Genomic DNA, 26,559 nt, shown 5'->3' with positions numbered 1-26,559 from the left:
ATGGCAACCAAGCATGACACCGAAACCCTCTTGGAGCGGCAAACGCTGAAGCCGCCACCTCTCTACCAGGTGGCGTTGCTGAATGACGACTACACCCCGATGGAATTTGTGGTCGCTATCATCCAGGAGTATTTCAACAAGGATCGTGAAACCGCGACGCAGATCATGCTCAGTGTGCATCGCTACGGCAAAGGCGTGTGCGGCGTATTCTCGAAAGATATAGCCTGTACCAAAGTGGAGTTTGTTTTAACGCATGCGCGCAAGGCAGGCCACCCCCTGCAGTGCGTGATGGAGGAAGTATGATTGCGCAGGAATTGGAAGTAAGTTTGCACATGGCGTTTGTCGAAGCCCGACAGGCGCGCCACGAATTCATCACGGTGGAGCACTTGCTGCTGGCCTTGCTGGACAACCCTTCGGCTGCCGAAGTGTTGCGTGCATGCGCCGTCAACATTGAAGATCTGCGCAAAACCCTGACCAATTTTATTGGCGACAATACCCCGACCGTGCCGGGCACCGGCGAGGTGGATACCCAGCCTACGCTGGGCTTCCAGCGCGTGATCCAGCGCGCCATCATGCACGTCCAGTCGGCGTCGAATGGCAAGAAGGAAGTCACGGGCGCCAACGTGCTGGTGGCCATCTTCGGCGAGAAGGATTCGCACGCGGTGTACTACCTGCACCAGCAGGGCGTGACCCGCCTGGACGTGGTGAATTTCATTTCGCACGGCGTGCGCAAGGACCAGCAGTCCGACACCGCGAAAGCGTCGGAAGGCGTGGAAGAGGGCGCGCCGGCCGGCGAAGGCCAGAGCAAGGAAAGCCCGCTCGACCAGTTCACCCAGAATCTCAACAAGTCGGCCGCCGACGGCAAGATCGATCCGCTGATCGGCCGCGAAGAGGAAGTGGATCGCGTGATCCAGATCCTGTGCCGCCGCCGCAAGAACAATCCGCTGCTGGTGGGCGAAGCCGGCGTCGGCAAGACCGCCATCGCCGAAGGCCTGGCCTATCGCATCACCCAGGGCGACGTGCCGGAAATCCTGCAGAACGCCGTGGTCTACTCGCTGGACATGGGCGCGCTGCTGGCCGGCACCAAGTACCGCGGCGATTTCGAGCAGCGCCTGAAGGCGGTGCTGAAACAGCTGAAGGACAACCCGCACGGCATCCTGTTCATCGACGAGATCCACACCATCATCGGCGCCGGCTCGGCCTCGGGCGGCACGCTGGACGCGTCCAACCTGCTGAAACCGGCCCTGGCCAACGGCCAGCTGAAATGCGTGGGCGCGACCACCTACACCGAGTTCCGCGGCGTGTTCGAGAAGGATCACGCGCTGAGCCGCCGCTTCCAGAAGGTGGACGTCAATGAACCGACCGTCGAGCAGACCGTGCAGATCCTGCGCGGCCTGAAGTCGCGCTTCGAGGAGCACCACGGCGTGAAATACTCGTCGTCGGCGCTGTCGACCGCGGCCGAGCTGGCGGCGCGCTTCATCAACGACCGTCACCTGCCGGATAAAGCGATTGACGTGATCGACGAGGCGGGCGCGGCGCAACGCATCCTGCCGAAGTCCAAGCAGAAGAAAACCATCGGCAAGACCGAGATCGAGGACATCATCTCCAAGATCGCGCGCATCCCGCCGCAAACCGTCAATCAGGACGACCGCAGCAAGCTGCAAACCATCGACCGCGACCTGCGCAACGTGGTGTTCGGCCAGGACCCTGCCATCGAGGCGCTGGCCTCGGCCATCAAGATGGCGCGCGCCGGCCTGGGCAAGACCGACAAGCCGATCGGCTCCTTCCTGTTCTCCGGTCCGACCGGCGTCGGCAAGACCGAGGTGGCCAAGCAGCTGGCCTTCATCCTCGGCATCGAGCTGGTGCGCTTCGACATGTCGGAGTACATGGAGCGTCACGCCGTGTCGCGCCTGATCGGCGCGCCGCCGGGCTACGTTGGCTTCGACCAGGGCGGCCTGCTGACCGAGGCCATCACCAAGAAGCCGCACACCGTGCTGCTGCTGGATGAGATTGAAAAAGCCCACCCGGACATTTTCAACATCCTGCTGCAGGTGATGGACCACGGCACGCTGACCGACAACAACGGCCGCAAGGCGGACTTCCGCAACGTGATCATCATCATGACCACCAACGCGGGCGCCGAGTCGCTGCAGAAGTCGACCATCGGTTTCACCACCAGCAAGCAGGCTGGCGACGAGATGGGCGACATCAAGCGCATGTTCACGCCGGAGTTCCGCAACCGCCTGGACGCCATCATCAGCTTCCGCGCGCTGGACGAGGAAATCATCCTGCGCGTGGTCGACAAGTTCCTGATGCAGCTGGAAGAGCAGCTGCACGAGAAGAAAGTCGAAGCGGTGTTCAGCGAAAAACTGCGTGCCTTCCTGGCCAAGAAAGGCTTCGATCCGCTGATGGGCGCGCGGCCGATGTCGCGCCTGATCCAGGACATGATCCGCAAGGCGCTGGCCGACGAGCTGCTGTTCGGCCGCCTGGTCACCGGCGGCAAGGTCATCGTCGACCTGGACGACAAGGACGTGGTCAAGCTGGACTTCCCGGAACCGCCGGACGCGGCCCCGAGCCAGCCGCCGGAAACGGTCGAAGTCGACTGATCCCAAACCCGCCACACGGCGGGTTTTTTTTCGTCCCGGCGGGACGCAAGCTGTGCCAAAATTGCCGTTCCATTCGACAACCTCCGACCCTGTCACATGAATCTGTCCCGCCCGCTTGCCCTGCTGTTGATGTCCGCCGGTTTGCTGTCCTCCGCCCATGCCGGCGATGCCTATTACCGTTTCCCCGCCATCCGTGGCGACAACGTCGTGTTCACCGCCGAAGGCGACTTGTGGCGCACCGGCGCGCATGGCGGACAGGCCGTGCGCCTGACCACGCATCCGTCGGCGGAGACCAACGCCGCGCTGTCGCGCGATGGCCGGTGGGTGGCCTTCTCGGCCTCCTATGAGGGCGCGCAGGAAGCGTACGTGATGCCGCTGGCGGGCGGCCTGCCCAAGCGCATCACGTTCGAGAACGGCGCCGTCACGGTGCTGGGCTGGAGCGCGCAGGGCGAGGTGTTGGTCAGCATGGCCAGCGGCACGGGGCCCGGGCGCAGCTTCGTGATCGCCGCCGTCAAACCGGACAGCCTGCAACGCCGCATCTTCCCGCTGGCCGACGCCAACGACGCCGCGCTCGACGACAGCGGCAAGGTCTTGTACTTCACCCGCAACGGCCTGGCGCTGACCAACGATAACGTCAAGGCTTATCGCGGCGGCGCCCACGCGCAGCTGTGGCGCTACGAGGTGGATGGCAATACGGAAGCCGTGCGGCTGCTGGCTTCCGACGCCGGCAACAACAAGCGTCCGATGTGGTGGCAGGACCGCGTCTATTTCATCAGCGACCGCAGCGGCTCGGATAACTTATGGTCGATGGCCGCCGACGGCAGCGACGCGCGCCAGCTGACGCGGCATACGGCCTGGGACGTGCGCAACGCCGCCCTCGGCGATGGCCGCATCGTCTACCAGCTGGGCGCCGATTTGCACGTGCTGGATCTGGCGGGCGGCAAGGATGAACCGCTGGCGATCAACCTGGTCTCCGACTTCGACCAGCAGCGCACGCGCCAGATCCGCTCCCCCCTGGACAGCCTGACCAATGTGCAAATCGCCGGCAAGACCGAGCGCCTGGTATTGACCGCGCGCGGCCGCGTGAGCGTGGCCGGCACCGGCGCGCAGCGCCGCGTGGAGATCGCGATACCGGAGGGCGCGCGGGCGCGCCAGGCGGTGTTCAGCCATGACGACAAATCGATCTACGCCATCGTCGACACCACGGGCGAGAACGAAATCTGGAAATTCGCCGCCGATGGCTCGGGCAAGGGCGAGCAGCTGACCAAGGATGGCAACAACCACCGCTGGGCCTTGTATCCGTCGCCGGATGGCCGCTGGCTGGGCCACACCGACAAGAAGGGCCGTTTCTGGCTGCTGGACCTGGCCACCAGGGCCAACACCGTGATCGACGACGCCGGCAAATCCGGCCTTGGCGACTATGACGAAATCCTGTGGTCGCCGGACAGCAAAAACCTGGCATTGGTGCGCGCCGCCAGCACCGAGCAGCGCAACCAGATCGGTTTGTACAACATCGACAGCAAGCAGCTGGCCTTCGTCACCAGCGACCGCTACACCTCGCGTTCGCCGGTGTTCTCGCCGGACGGCAAATGGCTGTACTTCCTCTCGGCCCGCAACTTCCAGCTGGCGAACGGCTCGCCGTGGGGCGACCGCAATATGGGGCCGGTGTTCGACAAGCGCACCGGCATCTACGCGCTGGCGCTGCAGCCGGAAAACCGCTTCCCGTTCAAGCCGGACGATGAGCTGAGCAAGCCGGGCGACAAGCCGGCCGAGGGCGCGACCGAGCAGGCGGCGGAGAAGGCCGCCGAAAAAGCCGTCGCCAAGAGCGCGCCCAAAGCCGCCGCCAAGGCCGATGGCAAGGCGCTGCCGGCGATCGTCTACGCCGGCCTGGCCGAGCGCCTGTACGAGGTGCCGCTGGCCGCCGGTAACTATCGCGCGCTGCAGATGGACGACAAGCGCCTGTACTTCCTCGATGCCGACGGCAATGACGGCAAGGCCAATCTGAAAACGCTGGCCATCGCCAGCAACGGCCCGCAGCCGGAAGTGTTCGCGAGCGGCGTGCGCGAATACGATCTGTCGCTGGACAAGAAGCACGTCTACTACCGCACCTTTGCCGCCGGCGCTGGCGACATGCTGGTGGTGGACGCGGGCGCCAAGGCGCCAACGGACGTCAGCAAGGCCAAGGTCAAGGTGGATGACTGGAGCTTCACCTCCAATCCGCGCCTGGAGTGGAAGCAGATGTTCAACGACGCATGGCGCATGCATCGCGACTTCCTGTACGACGTGAAGATGCGCGGCGCCGACTGGCCCGCCGTGCGCGCCAAATACGCGCCGCTGGTCGATCGCGTGACCGACCGCGCGGAACTGGACGACGTGCTGGGCATGATGATCAGCGAAGTGGGCGCGCTGCACTCGCAGATCCGTCCCGGCGACATCCGCCGCTCCCCGCCGGAGGGCACGCCGGCCGGCCTGGGCGCGCTGCTGTCGCGCACCGCCGAGGGCTACCGCGTGGACCACATCTACGCCAGCGAACCGGAACTGCCGTCGCAACGCGGCCCGCTGGCGCAGGCTGGCGTGGATGTGAAGGAGGGCGATGTCATCACCGCCGTCAACGGCAAGCCGGTGCTGGAGGCGCGCGACATCGCCGATCTGCTGCTCAATCAGGCCGACAAGCAGGTGCTGCTGCAGGTGAAGCGCAAGTCCGATACGCGCCAGGTGATCGTGCTGCCGGTGAATATGGCCAAACAGACGGCGCTGCGCTACAGCGATTGGGAGCAATCTCGCGCGCGCCAGGTGGAGGCCGCGTCCAAAGGCCGCATCGGCTACCTGCACCTGCGCGCCATGGGACCGAACGACATCGCATCGTTCGCGCGCGACTTCTACGCCAATGTCAATCGCGAAGGCCTGATCATCGACGTGCGCCGCAACAATGGCGGCAATATCGACAGCTGGATCATCGAGAAGCTGCTGCGCAAGGCGTGGGCGTTCTGGGCGCCGCCGGGCGTGCAGCCGTCGCCGAACATGCAGAACACCTTCCGCGGCCACCTGGTGGTGCTGATCGACGAATACACCTATTCGGACGGCGAGACCTTCGCGGCCGGCGTCAAGGCGCTTGGACTGGCGCCGCTGGTCGGCAAGCGCACCGCCGGTGCCGGCGTCTGGCTGAGCGATAACAATGGTCTCAGCGACAACGGCATGGCGCGCGTGGCGGAGATGGGCCAGTTCAACACGCAGGACGGTCAGTGGCTGATCGAAGGCGTGGGCGTGTCGCCGGACGTGGTGGTCGACAATCCGCCGCACGCCACCTACCAGGGCCAGGATCGCCAGCTGGAAGTGGCGCTGGACCTGCTGGAGAAAAAGCTGAAAGAGAAACCAGTCAACCCGTATCAACCGCAGGTGATCCCCGCATTGAAATAAGGAGACGATATGAAGCACGTGATAGCGCGCGCCATGGCCGGCGTTCTGCTGGCGCTGGCCGCCGCCGCACCGGCGGTGGCTTTGCCGAACACCAGCGACACCCGCATGCTCACTGAACCGGCGCTGTCCGCGCATCACCTGGCGTTCATTTACGCCGGCGATGTCTGGCTGGCCAATGCGGACGGCAGCGCGCCGCGTCGTCTCACTTCCGATCCGGGCGAGAAATCGAACCCGGTGTTTTCGCCCGATGGAAAACTGCTCGCCTACAGCGCGCAGGTCGACGGCAATACCGATGTCTACCTGCTGCCCATCGAGGGCGGCGTGCCAAAACGCCTGACGTGGCACCCGGGCGCGGACGTGGTGCAGTCCTTCACGCCGGACGGCCAGGCGGTGATGTTCACGTCGCCGCGCGCGGCCTTCAACAACCGCTTCCGCAAGCTGTTCACTGTGCCGGTCGGCGGCGGTGTCGAGACCCAGCTGGAAGTGCCGAACGCCGCGCGCGCGGCATGGTCGCCGGACGGCAAGCAGATCGTCTACAACCCGTTCTCGCCGGCCTTCCTGCAGTGGAAGCACTATCGCGGCGGCACCCACTCCATCCTCTGGCTGTTCAATCGCGGCGACAAGACGGTGGTCAGCATCCCCCAGCCGAACGGCGGCGCCAACGATGTCGATCCGGTCTGGATCGGCGACACCGTCTACTTCCGTTCCGACCGCGATGGTGAATTCAACCTGTACGCCTACGACGTGAAGACCAGGGCGGTGCGCGCGCTGACCCGCCACACCGACTTCCCGGTGCTGAACGCATCGGCATCCGGCGACCGCGTCGTCTACGAGCAGGCCGGATACCTGCACGCGCTGGACCTGGCCAGCGGGCAGGCGCGCAAGCTCACCATCGGCGTCAACGCCGACCTCGGGCTGTCGCGCCCGCGCTGGGTCAGCGGCGCCAAATATATCCGCAATGCCTCGATCTCGCCGTCGGGCGCGCGGGTGGCCTATGAGTTCCGTGGCGAGATCGTCACCATCCCCGCCGACAAGGGCGATGTGCGCAATCTGACGCAGACTCCGGCCGTGCACGAACGCTCGCCGGCATGGTCGCCCGATGGCCGCTCGGTGGCTTACTTCTCCGACGAATCCGGCGAGTACGCGCTGCACATCCGCGCGCAGGATGGCAAGAGCGAGCCGCGCAAGTACAAACTGACCGGCGCGGGCTTTTACGACAATCCGGCATGGTCGCCGGACAGCAAGAAGATCGCCTACACCGATAACTCCTGGACGTTGTACGTGCTGGACGTGGCCTCGGGTGCGATCAAGAAGATCGCCTCGGAACCGCTGTACGGCGTGAACAAGACGCTGCAAGCCGCGTGGGCGCCGGACTCGCGCTGGATCGCCTACGCGCTCAATTCGATGACGTACACGCGCAGCGCCTACATCTACTCGCTGGAGCAGAACAAGTCGTGGCAGGTGACGGATGGCCTGTCCGACGTGGTCGATCCGGTGTTCGACAAGAGCGGCAAGTATCTGTATTTCTTCGCCTCGACCAACGCGGGGCCAAGCAACAACTGGTTCTCGCAGCAGAACGAGGATAACCGCGTCACGCGCACGATCTGGATGGCGACCTTGCGGCGCGACCTGCCATCGCCACTGATCAAGGAAAGCGACGAGGAGAAGGGCGCGCCGCCGGCGCCACCCGCTGCGGCGGTCGGCGCCACCTCCGCCAAGGCGGAATCGCCCAAGGTCGATCCCAAGACCGGCCGCGACGACCCCAAAGTCACGGTGACGCCGGTGGCGCCGATCGGCATCGACTTCGAGGGCATCGACACCCGCATCGTCGACCTGCCGATTCCCGCCGCTCAGCTGTCCGACCTGCAGACCGGCGAGGCCGGCCAGATCTTCTTCCTGCGCGAGAGCGACGGCAAGAAGGCGATCCAGCGTTTCGACCTGAAGGACCGCAAGGCCGAGACCTTGCTGGCCGAAGCCGATCAATATGAAGTCTCTTCCGATGGCAAGAAGCTGCTGTACCGCTTGAAGGAGGCCTGGGCCATGGGCAGCGCCACCGCCAAGACGCTGACGCCGGGCGAGGGCAAGGTCAAGGCGGAGGCCATCGAAGTGCGCGCAGAGCCGCGCGCGGAGTGGGCGCAGATCTTCAACGAGGCATGGCGCATCAACCGCGACTACTTCTACGATCCCGGCATGCATGGCGCCGATTGGAACAAGATGCGCGCCAAGTACGCGCAGTTCCTGCCGGAGCTGTCCAGCCGCGCCGATTTGAACCGCGTGATCCAGTGGCTGTGCAGCGAATTGGGTGTCGGCCATCATCGGGGTGGCGGCGGCGACTTCTTCACCGACGCCAAGCCGGTGCCGGGCGGCCTGCTGGGCGCCGACTACGAAATCAGCGAGGGCCGCTATCGCTTCAAGAAAATCTACGGCGGCTTGAACTGGAACCCGGCCTTGCGCGCGCCGCTGACGGAACCGGGCCTCAACGTCAAGGCTGGCGAGTACCTGCTGGCGGTGGATGGCAAGCAGCTGCGGGCGGAGACCAATTTGTACAGCGCTTTCGAAAACACCGCCAACAAGGCCATCGACATCACCGTCGGCCCCAACGCCGATGGCAGCAAATCGCGCACCATCACCGTGGTGCCGGTCGCCGCCGAGGACGCGCTGCGCAACCGCGACTGGATCGAAGGGAATATCCGCAAAGTCAACGCGGCAACCGGCGGCCGTGTGGCCTACGTCTACGTGCCGAACACCGCGACGCTGGGCCATACCTACTTCAAGCGCTACTTCTTCCCGCAAGCCGACAAGGACGCCGTCATCATCGACGAGCGTTTCAACGGCGGCGGCAGCGTGGCCGATTACTACCTGGAGATTTTGCAGAAGAAGGAAATCGCCTGGTGGACCATGCGCTATGGCGCCGACATGAAAACGCCATCGGCATCGATCCAGGGGCCGCGCGCGATGCTGATCGATGAAACGGCGGGTTCCGGCGGCGACCTGCTGCCGTGGATGTTCCGTCAAAATAAAATGGGACCGCTGATCGGCAAGCGCACGTGGGGTGGGCTGGTGGGCATCCTCGGCTTCCCGGTGCTGCTGGATGGCGGCACCATCACCGCGCCCAACCTGGCCTTCTGGACCCGCGACAAAGGCTGGGGCGTGGAGAACGAAGGCGTGGCGCCGGACATCGAAGTGGATCAGAATCCGGCCGACGTCATCGCAGGCCGCGATCCGCAACTGGAAAAAGCGATTGAAGTCATCAAGGCCGAACTGGCGAAGAATCCGCCGGTGCGGCCTGTGCATCCGGCCTTCCCGAACAAGGTCAAATGATGGACTGTCCGGAATTGAACACCGTGCGCGTTCAGTTCCGGACAAAGCAGGCCTGCAAGCGCGTGGCATGGTTGTTGCAGTTGATGCGATAACTTCATCACAGGATTTTGAGACATGGATTTACGCATCGCCTGGCGCACGCTGATACAAGAACCTGCATACACGCTCACGGCCATCCTCAGCCTGAGTGTTGGCCTGGCGGCGAGCTTGCTGCTGTTGGGTTTTGTACGCTACTCGCTGGAATACGACAGCCACGTGCCCGAGGTGGAGCAGGTGTACGTGGTCAAGCATCACTTCAATGTCGAACCATCGTCACCGCTGTTCGACCTGGCGCCGATGTTCTTGCGCGAGGTGGCGCTGAAGACGCCGGGTGTGGCCGACGTCACCAGCTATATTCCCGCGCGTCCTGAAATCACACCGCTGACTGTGCGCGTGGACCGTAACCTGATGACGATACGCAGCCTGATCACGTTGCCTGGCTTCCCATCGTTGCTGGGCATACGCGCATTGCAAGGTGATCTGGCCACCGCGCTGGAGCGGCCGGACCGCTTCGTCATCACCGAGTCCGCCGCATTGCGGCTGTTCGGCACGCGCAGCGCATTGGGCCGGACCATGGTGGCGGATGGTCACACCATGGAGGTCGGCGCGGTGGTGGCTGCGCCGCCGGCCAACACCACCATCCCGTTCGAAGTCCTGTTTGGCGTGAACGGCGCGGTGGTGGAGCCGGACATCCGCCACGAGATGCTGACCGGCGAACATGGCTGGATGACCAAGATGCTGTTGCGCCTCAAACCCGGCGCTTCCCTACCGGTCATCCTGGAACAATTGCAGCAGGCGGTCGACAAGGCGCCGAGCCTGAACCAGTTCCCGCCTGAAGTGCGCGAACGTCTCGGCCAGCGCAAAGCTATTGAACTGGCCATCTCGCCGCTGCGCGACGCCTATTTCGACGACAAGGTCGCCAACAGTTTCATCGCGCTGCCGGGCGACCGCGCCAGTCCGCGCGTGGTCTTCGGATTGGCGGTACTGGCCTCGCTGATCCTGCTGCTGGCCGCGATCAACTACGTCAACCTGACCACCGTGCGTGTGCTGCGCCGCCAGCGCGAGATGGCCATGCGCAAAGTGCTGGGCGCCGGCGTGCCGCAGATTGTGACCCAGTTTCTGCTGGAGTCCATCCTGTTGGCGATGGCCGCGACGGCGATAGGCTTGTTATTGGCGTGGCTGGCGCTGCCGGTCTTCTCGCAACTGGTCAATCGGCAGCTGGACGGTCTGTTCTCGCCGCAGAACATCGCGGCGGCGTTTGGGATTGGCGCGCTGCTGGGGGCTGCCACGGCGGCATATCCAGCGTGGATCGCGCTGGGCGTGCGTCCGACGCAGGTGCTGGCCGGCCGCCCGGACACCGAATCGCGCAGCGGCATGCAATGGCGCCGTGCGCTGACCGTGATCCAGATCGGCACGGCGATGGGCTTGGCCAGCGTGACCATCGCCATCGCCTGGCAGACCGATTACGCCATGCGCGCCGCGCCGGGCTTCGATCCGGCGCCGATCGTGGTGGTGGACATGCCGGGTCACATCCGTGATGCCGACAAGGCCAAACGCCTGATCTCGGCCTTGAAAGCGCAACCTGGCGTGGCCGGCGTCGCTGTGTCTGAAGACCCGGTCGGTCGCCTCGACTGGATGTGGACGCGCACACTCAAGCGGCCCGGCGGCGAGAGCGCATTGATGGAAATGAAAACCGTCAGCGCCAACTTCTTTGAACTGTACGGCATCACGCCGGCGGCGGGGCGGCTGTTCCAGTCGGCTATCGACAAAGACAACGACGCCACCAGCATGGTGCTGAACGCTGTCGCCGCCCGCGCTTTGGGCTTTGCCAGCGCCGAACAGGCGGTGGGGCAAACGGTCAGCTTCACAGGATTCGACAACGCCGTGATCGCGGCGCGCATCGTCGGCATCGCACCGGAGCTGCGCTTCCACTCCTTGCGCGAGACGCCGGCCGCGACGGCCTACGCCTTGGGCGATAACGGCATGGTGCTGAGCGTGCGCGCCGCGGGCGCGCCGGCGGACGTCGAGCGTGCCGCACAGGCGCTATGGCCTCAATACTTCCCCGACGCGCTGCCCAAGATCTATCGCGCAGCCGACGTGCTGAAAGCGCATTACGCCGAGGACGCCCGCATGGCCAGACTGCTGGCGGTGGCGACCGGCATCGCGCTGGCGATTGCCGCCTCCGGCACCTATGCGCTGTCCGCCAACACCGTGCAGCGCCGCGCCAGGGAAATCGTCCTGCGCAAGCTACACGGGGCGCGGCGCGCCGACATTGGCGTGCTGGTGATCCGCGAAATCGGCGTCATGACACTGATCTCGGCCGCCATCAGCCTGCCGATCGCACTGGTGCTGATCGAGCGGCACCTGAGCAGCTACATCGAACATGCCCCAATCGGCTACTGGACCCTGGCCTTCGCGCTGCTGCTAACGTTGGCAACAGCTCTCATCGCCATCACCCGCCACACCTGGATCGCCATGCGCCTCCCGCCAGCCGAGGCTTTGCGTGGTTAGATGGCGCTCAGCGCCTTGAATTGCGGGGCCCGGCGGCGGGAGACTTCGATGGCGGTTTGGCCGCGCAGGGTGAGATCGAGGCCGCCGCTGTCGTTGGGTTCCACTTGTTCGATGAAGTCGAGATTGACGATGTGGCGGCGGCTGGCGCGGAAGAAGCGCTGCGGGTCGAGCTTTTCTTCCAGCTGGTTCAGTGAGCGCAGCATCAGCGGCTGGTGTTGACCGAAGTAGACGCGCGTATAGTTGCCTTCGGATTCGAACAGGCGGATGTCCTGCATGGCGACGAACCAGCATCGATCGCCGTCCTTGATAAACAGTTTTTTACCAGCAGTGGACGCCGCCTCGCGGTGATGGCGCGCGGCGCAGCGCTGCAATGCGGAGGCCATGCGCGCGGCCTGTATCGGTTTTTGAAGGTAATCCAGCGCGTTCACTTCAAATGCCTGCAGCGCGTATTGATCGAAGGCGGTGGTGAAGATGACTTCGGGCGCTTCCTCCAACGCGGCCAACATGTCGAAGCCGGAACCGCCGGGCATTTGCACGTCGAGGAAAATCAGGTCGGGCTTGAGCGCGGCGATCTGTTGCACGCCATCGGCGGCGTTGACTGCTTCACCAACAATTTCTACGTCAGGATGCGCCGCCAGCAAGCGTCGCAGTTCCGCCCGCGCGAGGCGCTCGTCGTCGATCAGTAATGCCCGCATCACGCGGCCTCCGGTAACGTCAGCGTGGCGCGTACCCAGCCGCTGTTTTCCGATAAATCCAGCTGCGCCTTGGCGCCCAATGCCAGCGCCAGACGCTTGCGCGTATTGACCAGGCCCACCTTGGTGGAGTTCGCGAACGGCACGATGGCACCGAGGTTGGCGATTTCGATATGCACGGCGCCATCGTCCCTGCGCCGTGCGCGGATGCGGATCTCGCTGCCGGTGGGACTGGCCTCGACGCCATACTTGACGGCGTTTTCCACCAGCGTCTGAAGCGACATCGGCGGAATGCGCACCTGCTCCAGCCCGATGCCGATGTCCACGCTGACCTGCAAGCGTTCTTCAAAGCGGATTTTTTCGATGGCGAGATAAGCCTGCACGGCCTCGATTTCCGCCGACAGCGGAACAGTGTCGTGATGTCCGGATTGCAGGGCGTAGCGCATCACGCTGGCCAACTGATCGATCATCTGCGCCGCCGCGTTCTGGTCTTCGTAAATCAGGGCGCGCACGCTGTTCATGCTGTTGAAGAAGAAGTGCGGATTGACCTGCGCCTGCAAAGCGCGCAGCTCCGCGTCCTTGGCGGCGACCTCCAGCCGCAGCGATTCCGCCTCCGCCCGATTGGCGCGCCGCAGCGACAGCACCGCCATGTAGAAGATATTCCAGACCAGGTAAGTCGCCCACCACGCCAGCAGCGCGCCGGGTACCCAGCCAAAGCCTTTGGTCACCATGGACGCGGCGAACATCAGGAAACCGAGGTACTGCACGAAGGTGTGGATCGTGCCCAGCGCCAGCACTCCGCACAGCAGCATGGTCCAGCTGATGCGCCGCCCGCTGCCGAGGCGTCGTTTGAGCAGGTGATGCCACCAGTTGCTGATCACGATGCCGGTGCCAGCACCCCACCACATCACCCAGATCAGGCCCGGCATGCTGGTCGCGCCCGTGGTGGCGGCAAACAGGGGGAGGAAACCCCAGCCGGTCAGCTGGAAGATCCAGTACCAGTTCAGGCGCGCGATGAGTGGGCGTTGGTGGTTCATGGACTTAGTTGAGGAAGTTATCAATGCGATCATACATCCAAGCCGGATCGTCGTACATGATGAAGTGGCGCGCCTTGTCGGCCATTTCAATTTTGGCGCCCTTGAGCTGCGCGTACTGGGTGGTGTAGACGGCGGTGATGGCCGGCTTGGGGGCGTAATCCTTGTAGGCGATCCAGGTGCCCAGCACCAGCGTTGGCGCCTGGATGCGGCTGATGTCCTGACGCAGATCGGTGGCCATCATATCGGCCATCGCGTCGATGACGGTGCGGCGGTCCGACAGTCCGCCGCGGGCCAGTGCCTTGTCGATATCTTCCTGGCGCGTGATCATGGTGCGCATGGTCCGCAATTGCGCCGCGTTGAAGGTGGCAGCGTCCTGCGACAGCATACTGGCGCGCATGCCGGCGGCCATCTCCTTCAGCTGGGCGGGCGTCACGCTTGGCATCTGTGCCGCGCCGAGCGCCGGCAGGGTATCGACGATCACCAACTGTCCGACCTGTTCGGGGTGATCCGCCGCCAGCTTCATGCCGAGGAACCCGCCCAGGCTATGGCCGATGATGACCGGCTTGTTGAATTTATTGGCGCTGATATAGGCGCTCAACTGCTGCCCGACTGCCGGCAGCAATGGCTCCTGAATAGCCGGCTGGCCGGCGAAACCGGCGAGCGTCAGCACATGGCACTGATACTTGCCGCCGCCGCAGTAGTGCTTCACCGTGCCGTCCCAGACGTCGCCGGAGGACGCCAGTCCGGGAATCAGGATGATGGGGGTGCCGGTGCCGGTGACGTCGACCTTGAAGGCAGGGTGTTCCGCAGCAGCGGCATGGCCCAGCATCAAGGTAATAGCCAGTGCGGCGATGGTTTTGATCAGCATGGTGGTCTCCGTTGGTGATTAAGTGAGTCCATGCTATCGCCGCCCCGCGCCAGCGACGACGCCTTTGGGATGAGTGGTTTCACCGCCGTGATGAGCGGCCATCACTCCGGGGTCAGGTCCTCCATTTCTACACGAGCTCATGTAGAAATGGAGGACCTGACCCTAATGCCGCTAATGCCGCTAAGTTAAGCCTTTTTCGACCACAAACTGATGAGCCGTCATTCCCGCGCAGGCGGGAATCCATAGGGCGCGTGACCATAAGCTCAGCATGGATTCCCGCCTGCGCGGGAATGACGGCTAGGACCTGACCCCGGAGTTAGCTTTCGGCCTTGAGCTTGCGCCAGAGGGTGGTGCGGCTGATGCCGAGGTAGTCGGCGGCGGCGTCGCGGCGGCCGCCGAAGCGGGCCAGCACGTCGGTGACGCGTTCGGCGCCTGCCACTGGCGTCACTGCCGGCGCCGGCGCGGCAGGGCGAGCGGCCAATTCGGGGGCGACGCTGAGGACGAAGGCGGGCGTCAGCGCCTGCAGCGGCTCAGCGGCCAGGAACAAGGCCAGCCGCTCGGTCAGATTGCGCAGTTCGCGCACGTTACCAGGCCAGTCGTAGCGCTGCAGCAGCGGCGCGCAGGCCGTCATCTCGGCGTGCAGGTTGGGATGCGGCCGCGCACCCAATGACGCCAGCGCGTTCTTCAGCGACCATTCGGCCAGCGGCAGCACATCTTCCACATGGGCGCGCAACGGCGGTAAGTTCAGGCGCAGCACCGCCAGGCGGTAGAACAGGTCCGCGCGGAACCGGCCCTCGCGCACGCGCTGTTCCAGATCGCAGTGCGTGGCGCTGATGATGCGCACGCTGACCGGTATCGGCCGCGTGCCGCCCACGCGCACCACCTCGCGCTCCTCCAGCACGCGCAGCAGGCGCGTTTGCAGCGTGAGCGGCATCTCGCCGATTTCGTCGAGGAACAGCGTGCCGCGGTTGGCGGCTTCAAACAAGCCCGCATGGCCGCCGCGACGCGCGCCGGTGAACGCGCCTTCCTCGTGGCCGAATAATTCCGACTCCAGCAGGGATTCCGCGATCGCGCCGCAGTTCACCGCCACGAATGGCCGGTTCTGGCCCAAGGTGCGCGGCGCCTCGCGGTGGATGGCCTGCGCCACCAGCTCTTTGCCGCAGCCGGTTTCGCCTTGTATCAGCACGGTGGCGGGAGATTTCGCGTACAGCACCACCGACTGCCGCACGGCTTCCATCGCCGCCGATTCGCCGCGCAGGTCATTGATGCCATGCCTGGCGCGCAGCGTGTCGGTCACCACCGCACCGCGCGCGCGGCCGCGGTTCGATTCGAGCTGCGTCAGGCGCGCCATCTCCAGCGCATCGTCAAACGCGTGGCGGATCGATGCCGCCGAGTAGACGAATACGCCGGTCAGTCCCGCTTCCTCGGCCAGGTCGGTGATCAGGCCCGCTCCCACGATCGCCTTGATGCCGGCCGCTTTCAGGTCGTTGATCTGCGCGCGCGCGTCTTCCTCGGTGACGTAGGTGCGCTGCGCCACGTCGAAGCCGAAGGTGCTGGAGAATTCGGCCAGCTCCGCCAGCCGCTCCTGATAGGTCACGATGCCGATGCGGTCCGACACGCGCCGCGCCCGCGCCAGGGCCTGCATCACATCCAGGCCGCTGAATTTTGCGATCACCACCGGCACCGAGAGCCGGCCCTTCAGATAGGCCGCGTTGGAACCGGCAGCGATCACGGCGTCGCAACGCTCGGTGGCGAGGCGTTCGCGGATATGTTTGGCCGCTTCGTCAAAGCCCAGATTGATCGGCTCGATGGTGGCCAGGCTGTCGTATTCCAGCGTGATGTCGCGGAACAGGTCGGACAGGCGCGAGACGGAAACCGTCCAGATCACCGGCTTGTCGTTGACGTCGAAGGGCAGGGGCGTGGAATGTCGCATGTTTCAATTATAGTTCAATTTGTTTCAATGTTTCATTTTGAAACGCGCGTGGCAACGTAAGTGATTGATTTGTATAGCTTGTCGCTCTGGCACAGCCTTTGCACTAAAGAGCGCAACTTCAACGCAACATCGAAAGGTCACAACATGAGTCATTACTCCGCAGGCGCGGCGTTCCGCAAAGCCGTCCAGGAAGAGTCCCCGTTGCAGGTGGTCGGTGCCATCAACGCCAACCATGCCTTGCTGGCCAAGCGCGCCGGCTTCAAGGCGATCTACCTGTCGGGCGGTGGCGTGGCGGCGGGGTCGCTCGGACTGCCGGACCTCGGCATCTCCAACCTGGACGACGTGCTGACCGACGTGCGCCGCATCACCGACGTGTGCGATCTGCCGCTGCTGGTCGATTCGGACACCGGATTTGGCGCTTCCGCCTTCAACGTGGCCCGCACCGTCAAATCGCTGATCAAGTTCGGCGCCGCCGCCACCCATATCGAGGATCAGGTGGGCGCCAAGCGCTGCGGACACCGTCCGGGCAAGGAAATCGTCAGCAAGGATGAAATGGTGGACCGCATCAAGGCCGCCGTCGATGCGCGCACGGACGATCAATTCGTCATCATGGCCCGCACCGATGCGTTGGCGGTGGAGGGCTTGGACGCCGCCATCGAACGCGCCGTGGCTTGCGTGGAGGCGGGCGCCGATATGATCTTCCCGGAGGCGATGATCACGCTTGATATGTACAAGCGGTTTGCCGCCGCCGTCAAGGTGCCGGTGCTGGCCAATATCACCGAATTCGGTTCGACGCCGCTGTTCACGGTGGACGAGTTGCGCAGCGCCGATGTGGGGCTGGTGTTGTATCCGCTGTCGGCGTTCCGCGCTATGAACAAGGCGGCGGAAAACGTCTACGGCGCGATTCGCCGCGATGGCACGCAGAAGAATGTGGTGGACATCATGCAGACCCGCGCCGAGCTGTATGAGCGTATTAACTATCACGATTTCGAACAGAAGCTGGATGCACTGTTCGCCGCACAGAAAAAATAACCCCGTCATTCCGGCCAGAGCCGGAATCTATGCTGAGCATGCGTTCTATGGGTTCCGGCCTACGCCGGAACGACGTAACTGGAGATAACGAGATGACTGAAGCTACTTTCAAACCAAAAAAATCCGTCGCCCTGTCGGGTGTCGCCGCCGGGAATACCGCGCTGTGCTCCGTCGGTAAGACCGGCAATGACCTGCACTATCGCGGCTACGACATCCTGGACGTCGCCACCACCTGCGAGTTCGAGGAAATCGCCTACCTGCTGGTGCACGGCAAACTGCCGACCATCTCGGAACTGAAGGGCTACAAAGCCAAATTGAAATCCCTGCGCGGCTTGCCGCAAGCCGTGAAGTCGGCATTGGAAGCCTTGCCGGCGTCGGCTCATCCAATGGATGTGATGCGCACCGGCGTTTCCGTGCTGGGCTGCGTGCTGCCGGAAAAAGATGACCACAACACGCCTGGCGCGCGCGATATCGCGGACCGTCTGATGGCTTCCTTCGGCTCCATGCTGCTGTACTGGTATCACTACAGCCATAACGGCAAACGCATCGAAGTCGAAACCGACGACGATTCCATCGGCGGCCACTTCCTGCATCTGCTGCACGGCGAGAAGCCGCGCGACTCGTGGGTACGTGCGATGCACACCTCGCTGATCCTGTACGCCGAACACGAATTCAACGCCTCCACCTTCACCAGCCGTGTCATCTCTGGCACAGGCTCCGACATCCATTCGGCCATCACCGGCGCCATCGGCGCGCTGCGCGGTCCGAAGCACGGCGGCGCCAACGAGGTGGCGTTCGAAATCCAGAAACGCTACGACAATCCGGATGAAGCGGAAGCCGATATCCGCAACCGCGTCGCCAACAAGGAAGTGGTGATCGGCTTCGGCCACCCGGTGTACACCGTTTCCGATCCGCGCAATGTGGTGATCAAGGAAGTGGCACGCCAGCTGTCCGAGGAAGCCGGCTCCACCAAAATGTACGACATCGCGGAACGCCTCGAGTCGGTGATGTGGGAAATCAAAAAGATGTTCCCGAACCTGGACTGGTTCTCGGCCGTTTCGTACCACATGATGGGCGTGCCGACCGCCATGTTCACGCCGCTGTTCGTCATCTCGCGCACATCCGGCTGGTCGGCGCACATCATCGAGCAGCGCATCGACAACAAGATCATTCGTCCAAGCGCCAACTACGTCGGCCCTGAAGACCTGCAATTCGTCCCGATCAAGGACCGCAAATGAACACCAATTTCCGCAAGCCTTTGCCGGGCACCCAGCTAGACTACTTCGACGCGCGTGAGGCCGTCGATGCGATCCAGCCAGGCGCCTGGGCCAAACTGCCGTACACTTCACGCGTACTGGCGGAAAACCTCGTGCGCCGCTGCGATCCGGCCACGCTGAATGCCTCGCTGTCGCAACTGATCGAGCGCAAGCGCGATCTGGATTTCCCGTGGTTCCCCGCGCGCGTGGTCTGCCACGACATTCTGGGCCAGACCGCGCTGGTCGATCTGGCCGGCCTGCGCGACGCCATCGCGGAGCAGGGCGGCGATCCTTCGCTGGTCAATCCGGTGGTGCCGACGCAGCTGGTGGTGGACCATTCGCTGGCGGTGGAATGCGGCGGCTTCGATCCCGATGCCTTCGACAAGAACCGCGCCATCGAGGATCGCCGCAACGAGGACCGCTTCCACTTCATCGACTGGACCAAGAAGGCCTTCCGCAACGTGGACGTGATCCCGCCGGGGAACGGCATCCTGCACCAGATCAATCTGGAACGCATGTCGCCGGTGATTCAGGTCAGCGACGGCGTGGCCTATCCGGACACGCTGGTTGGCACCGATTCGCACACGCCGATGGTGGATGCGCTGGGCGTGATCGCCATCGGCGTCGGCGGCCTGGAAGCGGAAACCGTGATGCTGGGCCGCGCGTCGTGGATGCGTCTTCCGGACATCGTCGGCGTTGAGCTGAGCGGCAAGCCGCAAGCGGGCATCACCGCCACCGACATCGTGCTGGCGCTGACCGAATTCCTGCGCAAGGAAAAAGTGGTGTCGGCCTACCTGGAGTTCTACGGCGAAGGCGCCACCGCGCTGACGCTGGGCGACCGCGCCACCATCTCCAACATGGCGCCGGAGTTCGGCGCCACCGCCGCGATGTTCTCCATCGACGAGCAAACCATCAAATACCTCAAGCTGACCGGCCGCGATGACGCGCTGGTGGCGCTGGTCGAGCAGTACGCGAAACACACCGGCCTGTGGTCGGACAGCCTGAAGACCGCCGAATACGAGCGCGTGCTGAAGTTCGACCTGTCCACCGTGGTGCGCAATATCGCCGGCCCATCCAATCCGCACAAGCGCGTGGCGACCACCGATCTGGCGGCGCGCGGCATCGCGGGCGTGGTGGAGAATGAACCGGGCAAGATGCCTGACGGAGCGGTGATCATCGCCGCCATCACCAGCTGCACCAACACCAACAACCCGCGCAACATGATCGCCGCCGGCCTGCTGGCGCGTAACGCCAACAAGGCTGGCCTGCTGCGCAAGCCGTGGGTCAAGTCCTCGCTGGCGCCGGGTTCCAAAGCGGTCACGCTGTATCTGGAGGAGGCGGGCCTGATGCCGGAGCTGGAAAAGCTGGGTTTCGGCGTGGTGGCCTATGCCTGCACCTCGTGCAACGGCATGTCCGGCGCGCTGGACCCGGCGATCCAGCGGGAAGTGGTGGAGCGCGACCTGTACGCGACCGCTGTCCTGTCGGGCAACCGCAACTTCGACGGCCGCATCCACCCTTATGCCAAGCAGGCCTTCCTGGCCTCTCCGCCGCTGGTGGTGGCTTACGCCATCGCCGGCACCATCCGTTTCGACATCGAGAAGGATGTGCTGGGCCATGACGCTAGCGGCAAGGCGATTACGTTGAAAGACCTGTGGCCAAGCGACGAGGAGATCGACGCCATCGTCGTCTCCAGCGTGAAGCCGGACCACTTCCGCAAAGTGTACATCCCGATGTTCGCGCGCGGCGAAGATAGCGGCGAACGTGCGGCTCCGCTGTACGACTGGCGTCCGCAATCGACCTACATCCGTCGTCCGCCTTACTGGGAAGGCGCGCTGGCCAGCGAGCGCACGCTGAAAGGCATGCGTCCGCTGGCGCTGTTGGGCGATAACATCACCACCGACCACCTGTCGCCGTCGAACGCGATCATGATGAATTCCGCCGCCGGCGAGTACCTGCACAAAATGGGCTTGCCGGAAGAGGACTTCAACTCCTATGCCACCCATCGCGGCGACCACCTGACCGCGCAACGCGCCACCTTCGCCAATCCAACGCTGAAGAACGAGATGGTGCGCGATGCGGACGGCAATGTGAAAGCCGGTTCGCTGGCGCGCGTGGAACCGGAGGGCAAGGTGACGCGCATGTGGGAAGCCATCGAAACCTATATGGGCCGCAAGCAGCCGTTGATCGTGATCGCCGGCGCGGACTACGGTCAGGGCTCGTCGCGCGACTGGGCGGCCAAGGGCGTGCGCCTGGCTGGTGTGGAGGCGATTGTGGCCGAGGGCTTTGAGCGCATCCACCGCACCAATCTGGTGGGCATGGGTGTGCTGCCGCTGGAGTTCAAGCCGGGCGTGAATCGTTTGACGCTGGCGTTGGATGGCACCGAGACTTACGACGTGATTGGCGATCGCGCGCCGCGCGCCACGCTGACGCTGGTGATCCATCGCCGTAACGGCGAGCGTTTGGATGTGCCGGTGACTTGTCGTCTCGATTCGTCGGAAGACGTGTCGATCTACGAGGCGGGCGGCGTTCTGCAGCGTTTCGCGCAGGATTTTTTGGAATCAGCCAAGGCAGCCTAACCACGTCGTACCCGCCTGCGCGGGAATGACGGTAAGGGAAAAATTCATGACATATCAACCGCAAATCAAAATCCCCGCCACTTATATGCGTGGCGGTACCAGCAAGGGTGTTTTCTTCCGCCTGCAGGATCTGCCGGAAGCCGCGCGGCAGCCGGGCGCCGCGCGCGACCAACTGCTGCTGCGCGTGATCGGCAGCCCGGACCCCTACGGCAAGCAGATCGACGGCATGGGCGGCGCCACCTCCAGCACCAGCAAGACGGTGATCCTTTCGAAGAGCACGCGTGCTGATCACGACGTTGACTACCTGTTCGGCCAGGTCTCCATCGACCAGGCTTTTATCGACTGGAGCGGCAACTGCGGCAACCTGTCGGCGGCGGTGGGCGCGTTCGCCATCAGCGGCGGGCTGGTTGACCCGGCCCGCGTGCCGCGCGACGGCGTGGCGGTGGTGCGCGTGTGGCAGACCAATATCGGCAAGACCATCATCGCGCACATTCCGATGACCAACGGCGAAGTGCAGGAGACCGGCGACTTTGAGCTGGACGGCGTGACCTTCCCGGCCGCCGAAGTGCAGCTGGAGTTCATGGACCCGGCGGCGGAAGAGGAGGGCGCTGGCGGCGCGATGTTCCCGACCGGTCAACTGGTCGATGATCTGGAAGTCCCCGGCGTGGGCACGCTGAAGGCGACCATGATCAATGCCGGCATCCCGACCATTTTCATCAACGCCGACGCTATCGGCTACACCGGCACCGAGCTGCAGGACCCGATCAACGGCGATGCCAAGGCGCTGGCGATGTTCGAGACCATTCGCGCTCATGGCGCGCTGCGCATGGGGCTCATCAAAGAGCTGAGCGAGGCTGCTACGCGTCAGCACACGCCCAAGGTGGCGTTTGTGGCGCCGCCCAAGTCCTACGTGGCGTCGAGCGGCAAACAGGTGGACGCTGGCGATATCGATCTGCTGGTGCGCGCGCTCTCGATGGGCAAGCTGCATCACGCCATGATGGGCACGGCCGCTGTCGCCATCGGCACCGCGGCCGCCATCCCCGGCACGCTGGTGAACCTCGCGGCCGGCGGCGGTGAACGCGGCGCGGTGCGCTTCGGCCATCCATCCGGCACCTTGCGGGTCGGCGCGGAGGCGGTGCGGCAGAACGGAGAATGGAGCGTGACAAAAGCGGTAATGAGCCGCAGCGCGCGAGTACTGATGGAAGGCTGGGTACGCGTACCAGCCTAAGCGGTCAAAAAAAACGGAGGGGACATGAAGTACGCTGATTTTTATCAGCGCTCTGTCGTCACGCCTGAAGAATTCTGGCGGGACGAAGCTGCGCTCATCGATTGGAATACGCCGTTCACGCAGGTGCTCGATTATTCGCAGCCGCCATTTGCCCGCTGGTTCGTGGGCGGACGCACCAACCTGTGTCATAACGCGGTGGACCGCTGGTGTTCCGCGCAGGGTGACAAGCCCGCGCTGATCGCCATCTCCACCGAAACCAACACGGAGCGCAGTTACTCCTTCAACGAGCTGCGCGCTGAGGTCCAGCGCTGGGCGGCGATGATGCAGTCGCTCGGCGTGCGCAAGGGCGACCGTGTGCTGATCTACATGCCGATGATCGCGGAAGCGGCGTTCGCCATGCTGGCCTGCGCCCGCATCGGCGCGGTGCATTCGGTGGTGTTCGGCGGCTTTGCCGCCAACAGCCTCGCCAGCCGCATCGAAGACGCCAAGCCGGTGCTGATCGTCTCCGCCGACGCCGGTTCGCGCAACGGCAAGGCCATTCCATACAAACCCCTGCTGGACGAAGCGATTGCGCTGTCCTCGTCCAAGCCCGCCCGCGTGCTGCTGGTGGATCGCGGCCTGGCGCCGATGAGCCGCGTCGAGGGCCGTGATGTCGATTACGCCGCGCTGCGGGCTTCGCACTTGGCCGCGCAGGTGCCGGTGACGTGGCTGGAATCGAACGAGCCTTCGTATATCCTGTACACCTCCGGCACCACCGGCAAGCCGAAAGGCGTGCAGCGCGACGTCGGCGGCTACGCGGTGGCGCTGGCGGCGTCGATGAAGCATAACTTCTGCGGCAAGGCCGGCGAGACGTTCTTCGCCACGTCCGATATCGGCTGGGTGGTGGGACACTCGTACATCGTCTACGGCCCGCTGATCGCCGGCATGGCGACCATCATGTACGAAGGACTGCCGATTTCTCCGGATCCGGGCATCTGGTGGAGCATCGTCGAGAAGTACAAGGTCACACGCATGTTCTCCGCGCCGACGGCTATCCGCGTGCTGCGCAAGCAGCCGCCGGAATTCATGCGCAAGCATGACAAGTCGTCGCTGAAAGCCCTGTACCTCGCCGGTGAGCCGCTGGACGAAACCACGTCGAGCTGGATCGCCGGGGAACTTGGTGTGCCGATCATCGACAACTACTGGCAGACCGAAACCGGTTGGCCCATCCTGTCCATCGCAAAAGGCATAGAGGATGCGCCGACCAGGCTTGGCAGCCCTGGTGTGGCCATGTATGGCTACAAGGTCAAGCTGGTGAACGAGACCACCGGCGCGGAATGCGCGGCCAACGAAAAAGGCGTGGTGATGATCGAAGGCCCGTTGCCGCCGGGTTGCATGCAGACCGTGTACGGTAACGACCAGCGTTTCGTCGACACCTACTGGACCCGGCACGGCGACAAGATGCTTTACTCCACCTTCGACTGGGGCGTGCGCGATGCGGACGGCTATTACTTCATCCTCGGCCGCACCGACGATGTGATCAATGTCGCGGGCCACCGGCTCGGCACGCGCGAGATCGAGGAATCCATCACCAGTCATCCCAACGTTTCCGAGGTCGCGGTGGTGGGCGTGGAGGACAAGGTCAAGGGACAAGTCGCCGTTGCGTTCGCGATTCTCAAGGATGCCAGCGCGGCCACCAATGAGCAGGACATCATGTCGGTGGTGGATCGTCAACTGGGCGCGGTGGCGCGGCCCGCACGCGTGTACTTTGTCACGCAGCTGCCCAAGACGCGCTCCGGCAAGCTGCTGCGCCGCTCCATCCAGGCGATCTGCGAAGGCCGCAACCCTGGCGATCTCACGTCGATTGAGGATCCTTCATCGTTGCGGCAGATCGAGCAGGTGCTGCAAAAATAATTGCGCGCGTAAGCGAGTGGTAAGTCTCCGGCTTTAATCTGGCCGCATATATTAAAAAAGGAGACACATCATGCACGACGACCTCGTACAAAAAATAAAGCGCGATCCCAATTATCACCAGTTGGTTAAATCGCGCTCCCGCTTCGGCTGGGCGCTCACCGCGCTCATGATGCTGGTCTATTACGGCTACATCCTGCTGATCGCATTCGACAAGGAATTCCTCGCCAGGAAAACGGGCGACGGCGTCATGACCTGGGGCATGCCGATTGGCTTGTTCGTCATCGTCTTCACGGTGCTGGTTACCGGCGTGTATGTGCGCCGCGCGAACAGCCGCTACGACGAACTGACCCAGGCAATCCACGACAAGGTGAAAGCATGAATGCCGTTAAGCGCAACATCACGGCGTTGACGCTGCTGGCCGCCAGCGGCGCCGTTTTCGCGGCGGGCGGCGATCTTGGACAGGCCGTCAAGCAGCCGACCAACTGGACCGCGATCGTAATGTTCGCCGTGTTCGTGGTCTTCACGCTGTTCGTCACCAAATGGGCGGCGGCCAAGACCCGCTCCGCATCGGACTTCTACACCGCCGGCGGCGGCATCACCGGCTTCCAGAACGGGCTGGCCATCGCCGGCGACTTCATGTCGGCAGCATCCTTCCTCGGCATCTCGGCATCGGTGTTCCTCAATGGTTACGATGGCCTGATCTACGCCATCGGCTTCCTGGTCGGCTGGCCTGTCATCACCTTCCTGATGGCGGAACGCCTGCGCAACCTGGGCCGCTTCACCTTTGCCGACGTTGCGGCGTATCGCTTCAAGCAGGAGCCTATCCGCATCTTCTCCGCCTCCGGCACGCTGGTGGTGGTGGCGTTCTACCTGATCGCGCAGATGGTGGGCGCGGGCCAGCTGATTAAACTGCTGTTCGGCCTTGAATACTGGGTCGCCGTGGTGCTGGTCGGTACGCTGATGATGATCTACGTGCTGTTCGGCGGCATGACCGCCACCACCTGGGTGCAGATCATCAAGGCGGTGATGCTGCTGGGCGGCGCCAGCTTCATGGCGATCGCCGTTCTGGCGCAGTTCAACTTCAGCCCTGAAGCGCTGTTCGCCAAGTCGGTGGAACTGCACGCGAATAAAGAGGCCATCATGGGTCCGGGCACCTTCATCAAGGACCCGGTTTCCGCGATCTCGTTCGGCATGGCGCTGATGTTCGGCACCGCCGGCCTGCCGCACATCCTGATGCGCTTCTTCACCGTTCCGAGCGCGAAGGAAGCGCGCAAGTCGGTGTTCTGGGCTACCACCTGGATCGCCTACTTCTACGTGCTGACCTTCATCATCGGCTTCGGCGCCATCGTTTTGGTGAGCACCAATCCGGAGTTCAAGGACGCGGCGGGCAAGCTCCTGGGCGGTAACAACATGGCGGCGGTGCACTTGGCCAAAGCCGTTGGCGGCAACGTCTTCCTGGGCTTCATCTCGGCGGTGGCGTTCGCGACCATCCTCGCGGTGGTGGCCGGCCTGACCTTGTCCGGCGCATCGGCGGTGTCGCACGACCTGTACGCCACCGTCATCAAGAAGGGCAAGGCGCCAAGCGGCAGCGAGCTGAAAGTATCGAAGATCACCACCATCGTCCTCGGCATCGTGGCGGTGGTGCTGGGCATCGTGTTCGAGAAGCAGAACATCGCCTTCATGGTGTCGCTGGCGTTCGCGATCGCGGCGTCGGCCAACTTCCCGGTGCTGTTCATGTCCGTGCTGTGGAAGGATTGCACCACGCGCGGCGCCACCATCGGCGGCTTTGTCGGCCTGATTACCGCCGTGGTGCTGACCGTGGTGTCGAAGTCGGTGTGGGTGGACGTGCTGGGTCACGGCAGCGCGCTGTTCCCATACGCCTCGCCGGCGATCTTCTCGATGCCGTTGGCCTTCGTCTGCATCTTCGTGTTCTCGCTGCTGGACAAGAGCGGCCGAGCGCGCATCGACCGTGCCGGCTATGAGGCGCAGCAGATGCGTTCCGAGACCGGCATCGGCGCCGCCGGCGCGACGGCGCACTGATAAAAAAAGCAAGATTACCCACAATGCCCGGTTCGCCGGGCATTGTCGTTTTTAGGAGTGCGCGCGAACGGGTTTGATAGCGGCGGCCACTAATGTGGTTTATCATCTGC

16 protein-coding genes are annotated in these 26,559 nt (G+C 63.9%); 12 read left to right on the top strand and 4 right to left on the bottom strand.

Annotation, left to right across the window (positions count from 1 at the left end):
• From clpS to FHW83_RS22510, 5 genes are all read left to right on the top strand, one after another.
• Positions 1-303: an ATP-dependent Clp protease adapter ClpS gene (gene clpS, locus FHW83_RS22530; protein WP_008446470.1), complete on the top strand. Its 303-nt coding sequence runs from the start codon at positions 1-3 to the stop codon at positions 301-303.
• Positions 300-2,606, top strand: a complete 2,307-nt coding sequence (gene clpA / locus FHW83_RS22525; protein ID WP_176648606.1) for an ATP-dependent Clp protease ATP-binding subunit ClpA — start codon at positions 300-302, stop codon at positions 2,604-2,606. Before clpS ends, clpA begins: the two co-directional genes overlap by 4 nt.
• Before the next feature lie 96 nt (positions 2,607-2,702).
• Positions 2,703-6,023, top strand: coding sequence for a S41 family peptidase (locus FHW83_RS22520; RefSeq protein WP_176648605.1), 3,321 nt, complete (start codon positions 2,703-2,705; stop codon positions 6,021-6,023).
• 9 nt (positions 6,024-6,032) lie between these two features.
• Positions 6,033-9,344 (top strand): S41 family peptidase, encoded by a 3,312-nt coding sequence (locus FHW83_RS22515; RefSeq protein ID WP_176648604.1) that lies wholly within the window; start codon positions 6,033-6,035, stop codon positions 9,342-9,344.
• 114 nt (positions 9,345-9,458) lie between these two features.
• Positions 9,459-11,894: an FtsX-like permease family protein gene (locus FHW83_RS22510; RefSeq protein WP_176648603.1), complete on the top strand. Its 2,436-nt coding sequence runs from the start codon at positions 9,459-9,461 to the stop codon at positions 11,892-11,894.
• Here the strand turns inward: FHW83_RS22510 and FHW83_RS22505 are convergent.
• The 4 genes from FHW83_RS22505 to prpR all read right to left on the bottom strand — a co-directional run bounded on the left by FHW83_RS22505 (position 11,891) and on the right by prpR (position 16,424).
• Positions 11,891-12,589, bottom strand: a complete 699-nt coding sequence (locus tag FHW83_RS22505) for a LytTR family DNA-binding domain-containing protein (RefSeq protein WP_176648602.1) — start codon at positions 12,587-12,589, stop codon at positions 11,891-11,893. The genes FHW83_RS22510 and FHW83_RS22505 overlap by 4 nt on opposite strands.
• The gene (locus tag FHW83_RS22500; RefSeq protein WP_176648601.1) at positions 12,589-13,623 is read right to left on the bottom strand and encodes a sensor histidine kinase; all 1,035 of its coding nucleotides are present in this window, start codon (positions 13,621-13,623) and stop codon (positions 12,589-12,591) included. The genes FHW83_RS22505 and FHW83_RS22500 overlap by 1 nt, the downstream gene beginning before the upstream one ends.
• Positions 13,624-13,627: 4 nt before the next feature.
• Positions 13,628-14,491 carry an alpha/beta fold hydrolase gene (locus FHW83_RS22495; protein WP_176648600.1) on the bottom strand — a complete coding sequence of 288 codons (864 nt, stop codon included), beginning with the start codon at positions 14,489-14,491 and terminating at the stop codon, positions 13,628-13,630.
• A gap of 316 nt (positions 14,492-14,807) precedes the next feature.
• Positions 14,808-16,424: a propionate catabolism operon regulatory protein PrpR gene (gene prpR, locus FHW83_RS22490; protein WP_176648599.1), complete on the bottom strand. Its 1,617-nt coding sequence runs from the start codon at positions 16,422-16,424 to the stop codon at positions 14,808-14,810.
• A 144-nt stretch (positions 16,425-16,568) separates the two neighbouring features.
• Between prpR and prpB the strand changes: the two genes are divergently transcribed.
• The 7 genes from prpB (at position 16,569) to FHW83_RS22455 (ending at position 26,449) form a co-directional block, all read left to right on the top strand.
• Complete coding sequence (gene prpB, locus FHW83_RS22485; RefSeq protein ID WP_176648598.1) at positions 16,569-17,456, top strand: methylisocitrate lyase; 888 nt, start codon at positions 16,569-16,571, stop codon at positions 17,454-17,456.
• Between the two features lie 92 nt (positions 17,457-17,548).
• Positions 17,549-18,694, top strand: coding sequence for a 2-methylcitrate synthase (gene prpC, locus FHW83_RS22480; protein WP_176648597.1), 1,146 nt, complete (start codon positions 17,549-17,551; stop codon positions 18,692-18,694).
• Positions 18,691-21,288, top strand: coding sequence for a Fe/S-dependent 2-methylisocitrate dehydratase AcnD (gene acnD / locus FHW83_RS22475; protein ID WP_176648596.1), 2,598 nt, complete (start codon positions 18,691-18,693; stop codon positions 21,286-21,288). The genes prpC and acnD overlap by 4 nt, the downstream gene beginning before the upstream one ends.
• A gap of 46 nt (positions 21,289-21,334) precedes the next feature.
• Positions 21,335-22,516: a 2-methylaconitate cis-trans isomerase PrpF gene (gene prpF, locus FHW83_RS22470; protein WP_176648595.1), complete on the top strand. Its 1,182-nt coding sequence runs from the start codon at positions 21,335-21,337 to the stop codon at positions 22,514-22,516.
• A gap of 24 nt (positions 22,517-22,540) precedes the next feature.
• Complete coding sequence (locus tag FHW83_RS22465) at positions 22,541-24,409, top strand: propionate--CoA ligase (RefSeq protein ID WP_176648594.1); 1,869 nt, start codon at positions 22,541-22,543, stop codon at positions 24,407-24,409.
• A gap of 70 nt (positions 24,410-24,479) precedes the next feature.
• On the top strand, positions 24,480-24,788 hold the full coding sequence (locus FHW83_RS22460; RefSeq protein WP_176648593.1) for a DUF485 domain-containing protein: 309 nt from the start codon (positions 24,480-24,482) through the stop codon (positions 24,786-24,788).
• Complete coding sequence (locus FHW83_RS22455) at positions 24,785-26,449, top strand: cation acetate symporter (RefSeq protein ID WP_176648592.1); 1,665 nt, start codon at positions 24,785-24,787, stop codon at positions 26,447-26,449. Before FHW83_RS22460 ends, FHW83_RS22455 begins: the two co-directional genes overlap by 4 nt.
• Positions 26,450-26,559: the final 110 nt, after the last annotated feature.

Origin of the sequence: Duganella sp. SG902 (assembly GCF_013376005.1) — a bacterium.
Taxonomy (GTDB): domain Bacteria; phylum Pseudomonadota; class Gammaproteobacteria; order Burkholderiales; family Burkholderiaceae_D; genus Rugamonas.
The sequence above is the reverse complement of the archived record's forward strand: the minus strand, read 5'-3'. Positions and strand labels throughout refer to the sequence as shown.

Bases quoted from the DNA above. Each gene is read 5' to 3' on its own strand.
- clpS (WP_008446470.1), top strand. From the start codon at position 1: ATGGCAACCAAGCATGACACCGAAACCCTCTTGGAGCGGCAAACGCTG.
- clpA (WP_176648606.1), top strand. From the start codon at position 300: ATGATTGCGCAGGAATTGGAAGTAAGTTTGCACATGGCGTTTGTCGAA.
- FHW83_RS22520 (WP_176648605.1), top strand. From the start codon at position 2,703: ATGAATCTGTCCCGCCCGCTTGCCCTGCTGTTGATGTCCGCCGGTTTG.
- FHW83_RS22515 (WP_176648604.1), top strand. From the start codon at position 6,033: ATGAAGCACGTGATAGCGCGCGCCATGGCCGGCGTTCTGCTGGCGCTG.
- FHW83_RS22510 (WP_176648603.1), top strand. From the start codon at position 9,459: ATGGATTTACGCATCGCCTGGCGCACGCTGATACAAGAACCTGCATAC.
- FHW83_RS22505 (WP_176648602.1), bottom strand. From the start codon at position 12,589: ATGCGGGCATTACTGATCGACGACGAGCGCCTCGCGCGGGCGGAACTG.
- FHW83_RS22500 (WP_176648601.1), bottom strand. From the start codon at position 13,623: ATGAACCACCAACGCCCACTCATCGCGCGCCTGAACTGGTACTGGATC.
- FHW83_RS22495 (WP_176648600.1), bottom strand. From the start codon at position 14,491: ATGCTGATCAAAACCATCGCCGCACTGGCTATTACCTTGATGCTGGGC.
- prpR (WP_176648599.1), bottom strand. From the start codon at position 16,424: ATGCGACATTCCACGCCCCTGCCCTTCGACGTCAACGACAAGCCGGTG.
- prpB (WP_176648598.1), top strand. From the start codon at position 16,569: ATGAGTCATTACTCCGCAGGCGCGGCGTTCCGCAAAGCCGTCCAGGAA.
- prpC (WP_176648597.1), top strand. From the start codon at position 17,549: ATGACTGAAGCTACTTTCAAACCAAAAAAATCCGTCGCCCTGTCGGGT.
- acnD (WP_176648596.1), top strand. From the start codon at position 18,691: ATGAACACCAATTTCCGCAAGCCTTTGCCGGGCACCCAGCTAGACTAC.
- prpF (WP_176648595.1), top strand. From the start codon at position 21,335: ATGACATATCAACCGCAAATCAAAATCCCCGCCACTTATATGCGTGGC.
- FHW83_RS22465 (WP_176648594.1), top strand. From the start codon at position 22,541: ATGAAGTACGCTGATTTTTATCAGCGCTCTGTCGTCACGCCTGAAGAA.
- FHW83_RS22460 (WP_176648593.1), top strand. From the start codon at position 24,480: ATGCACGACGACCTCGTACAAAAAATAAAGCGCGATCCCAATTATCAC.
- FHW83_RS22455 (WP_176648592.1), top strand. From the start codon at position 24,785: ATGAATGCCGTTAAGCGCAACATCACGGCGTTGACGCTGCTGGCCGCC.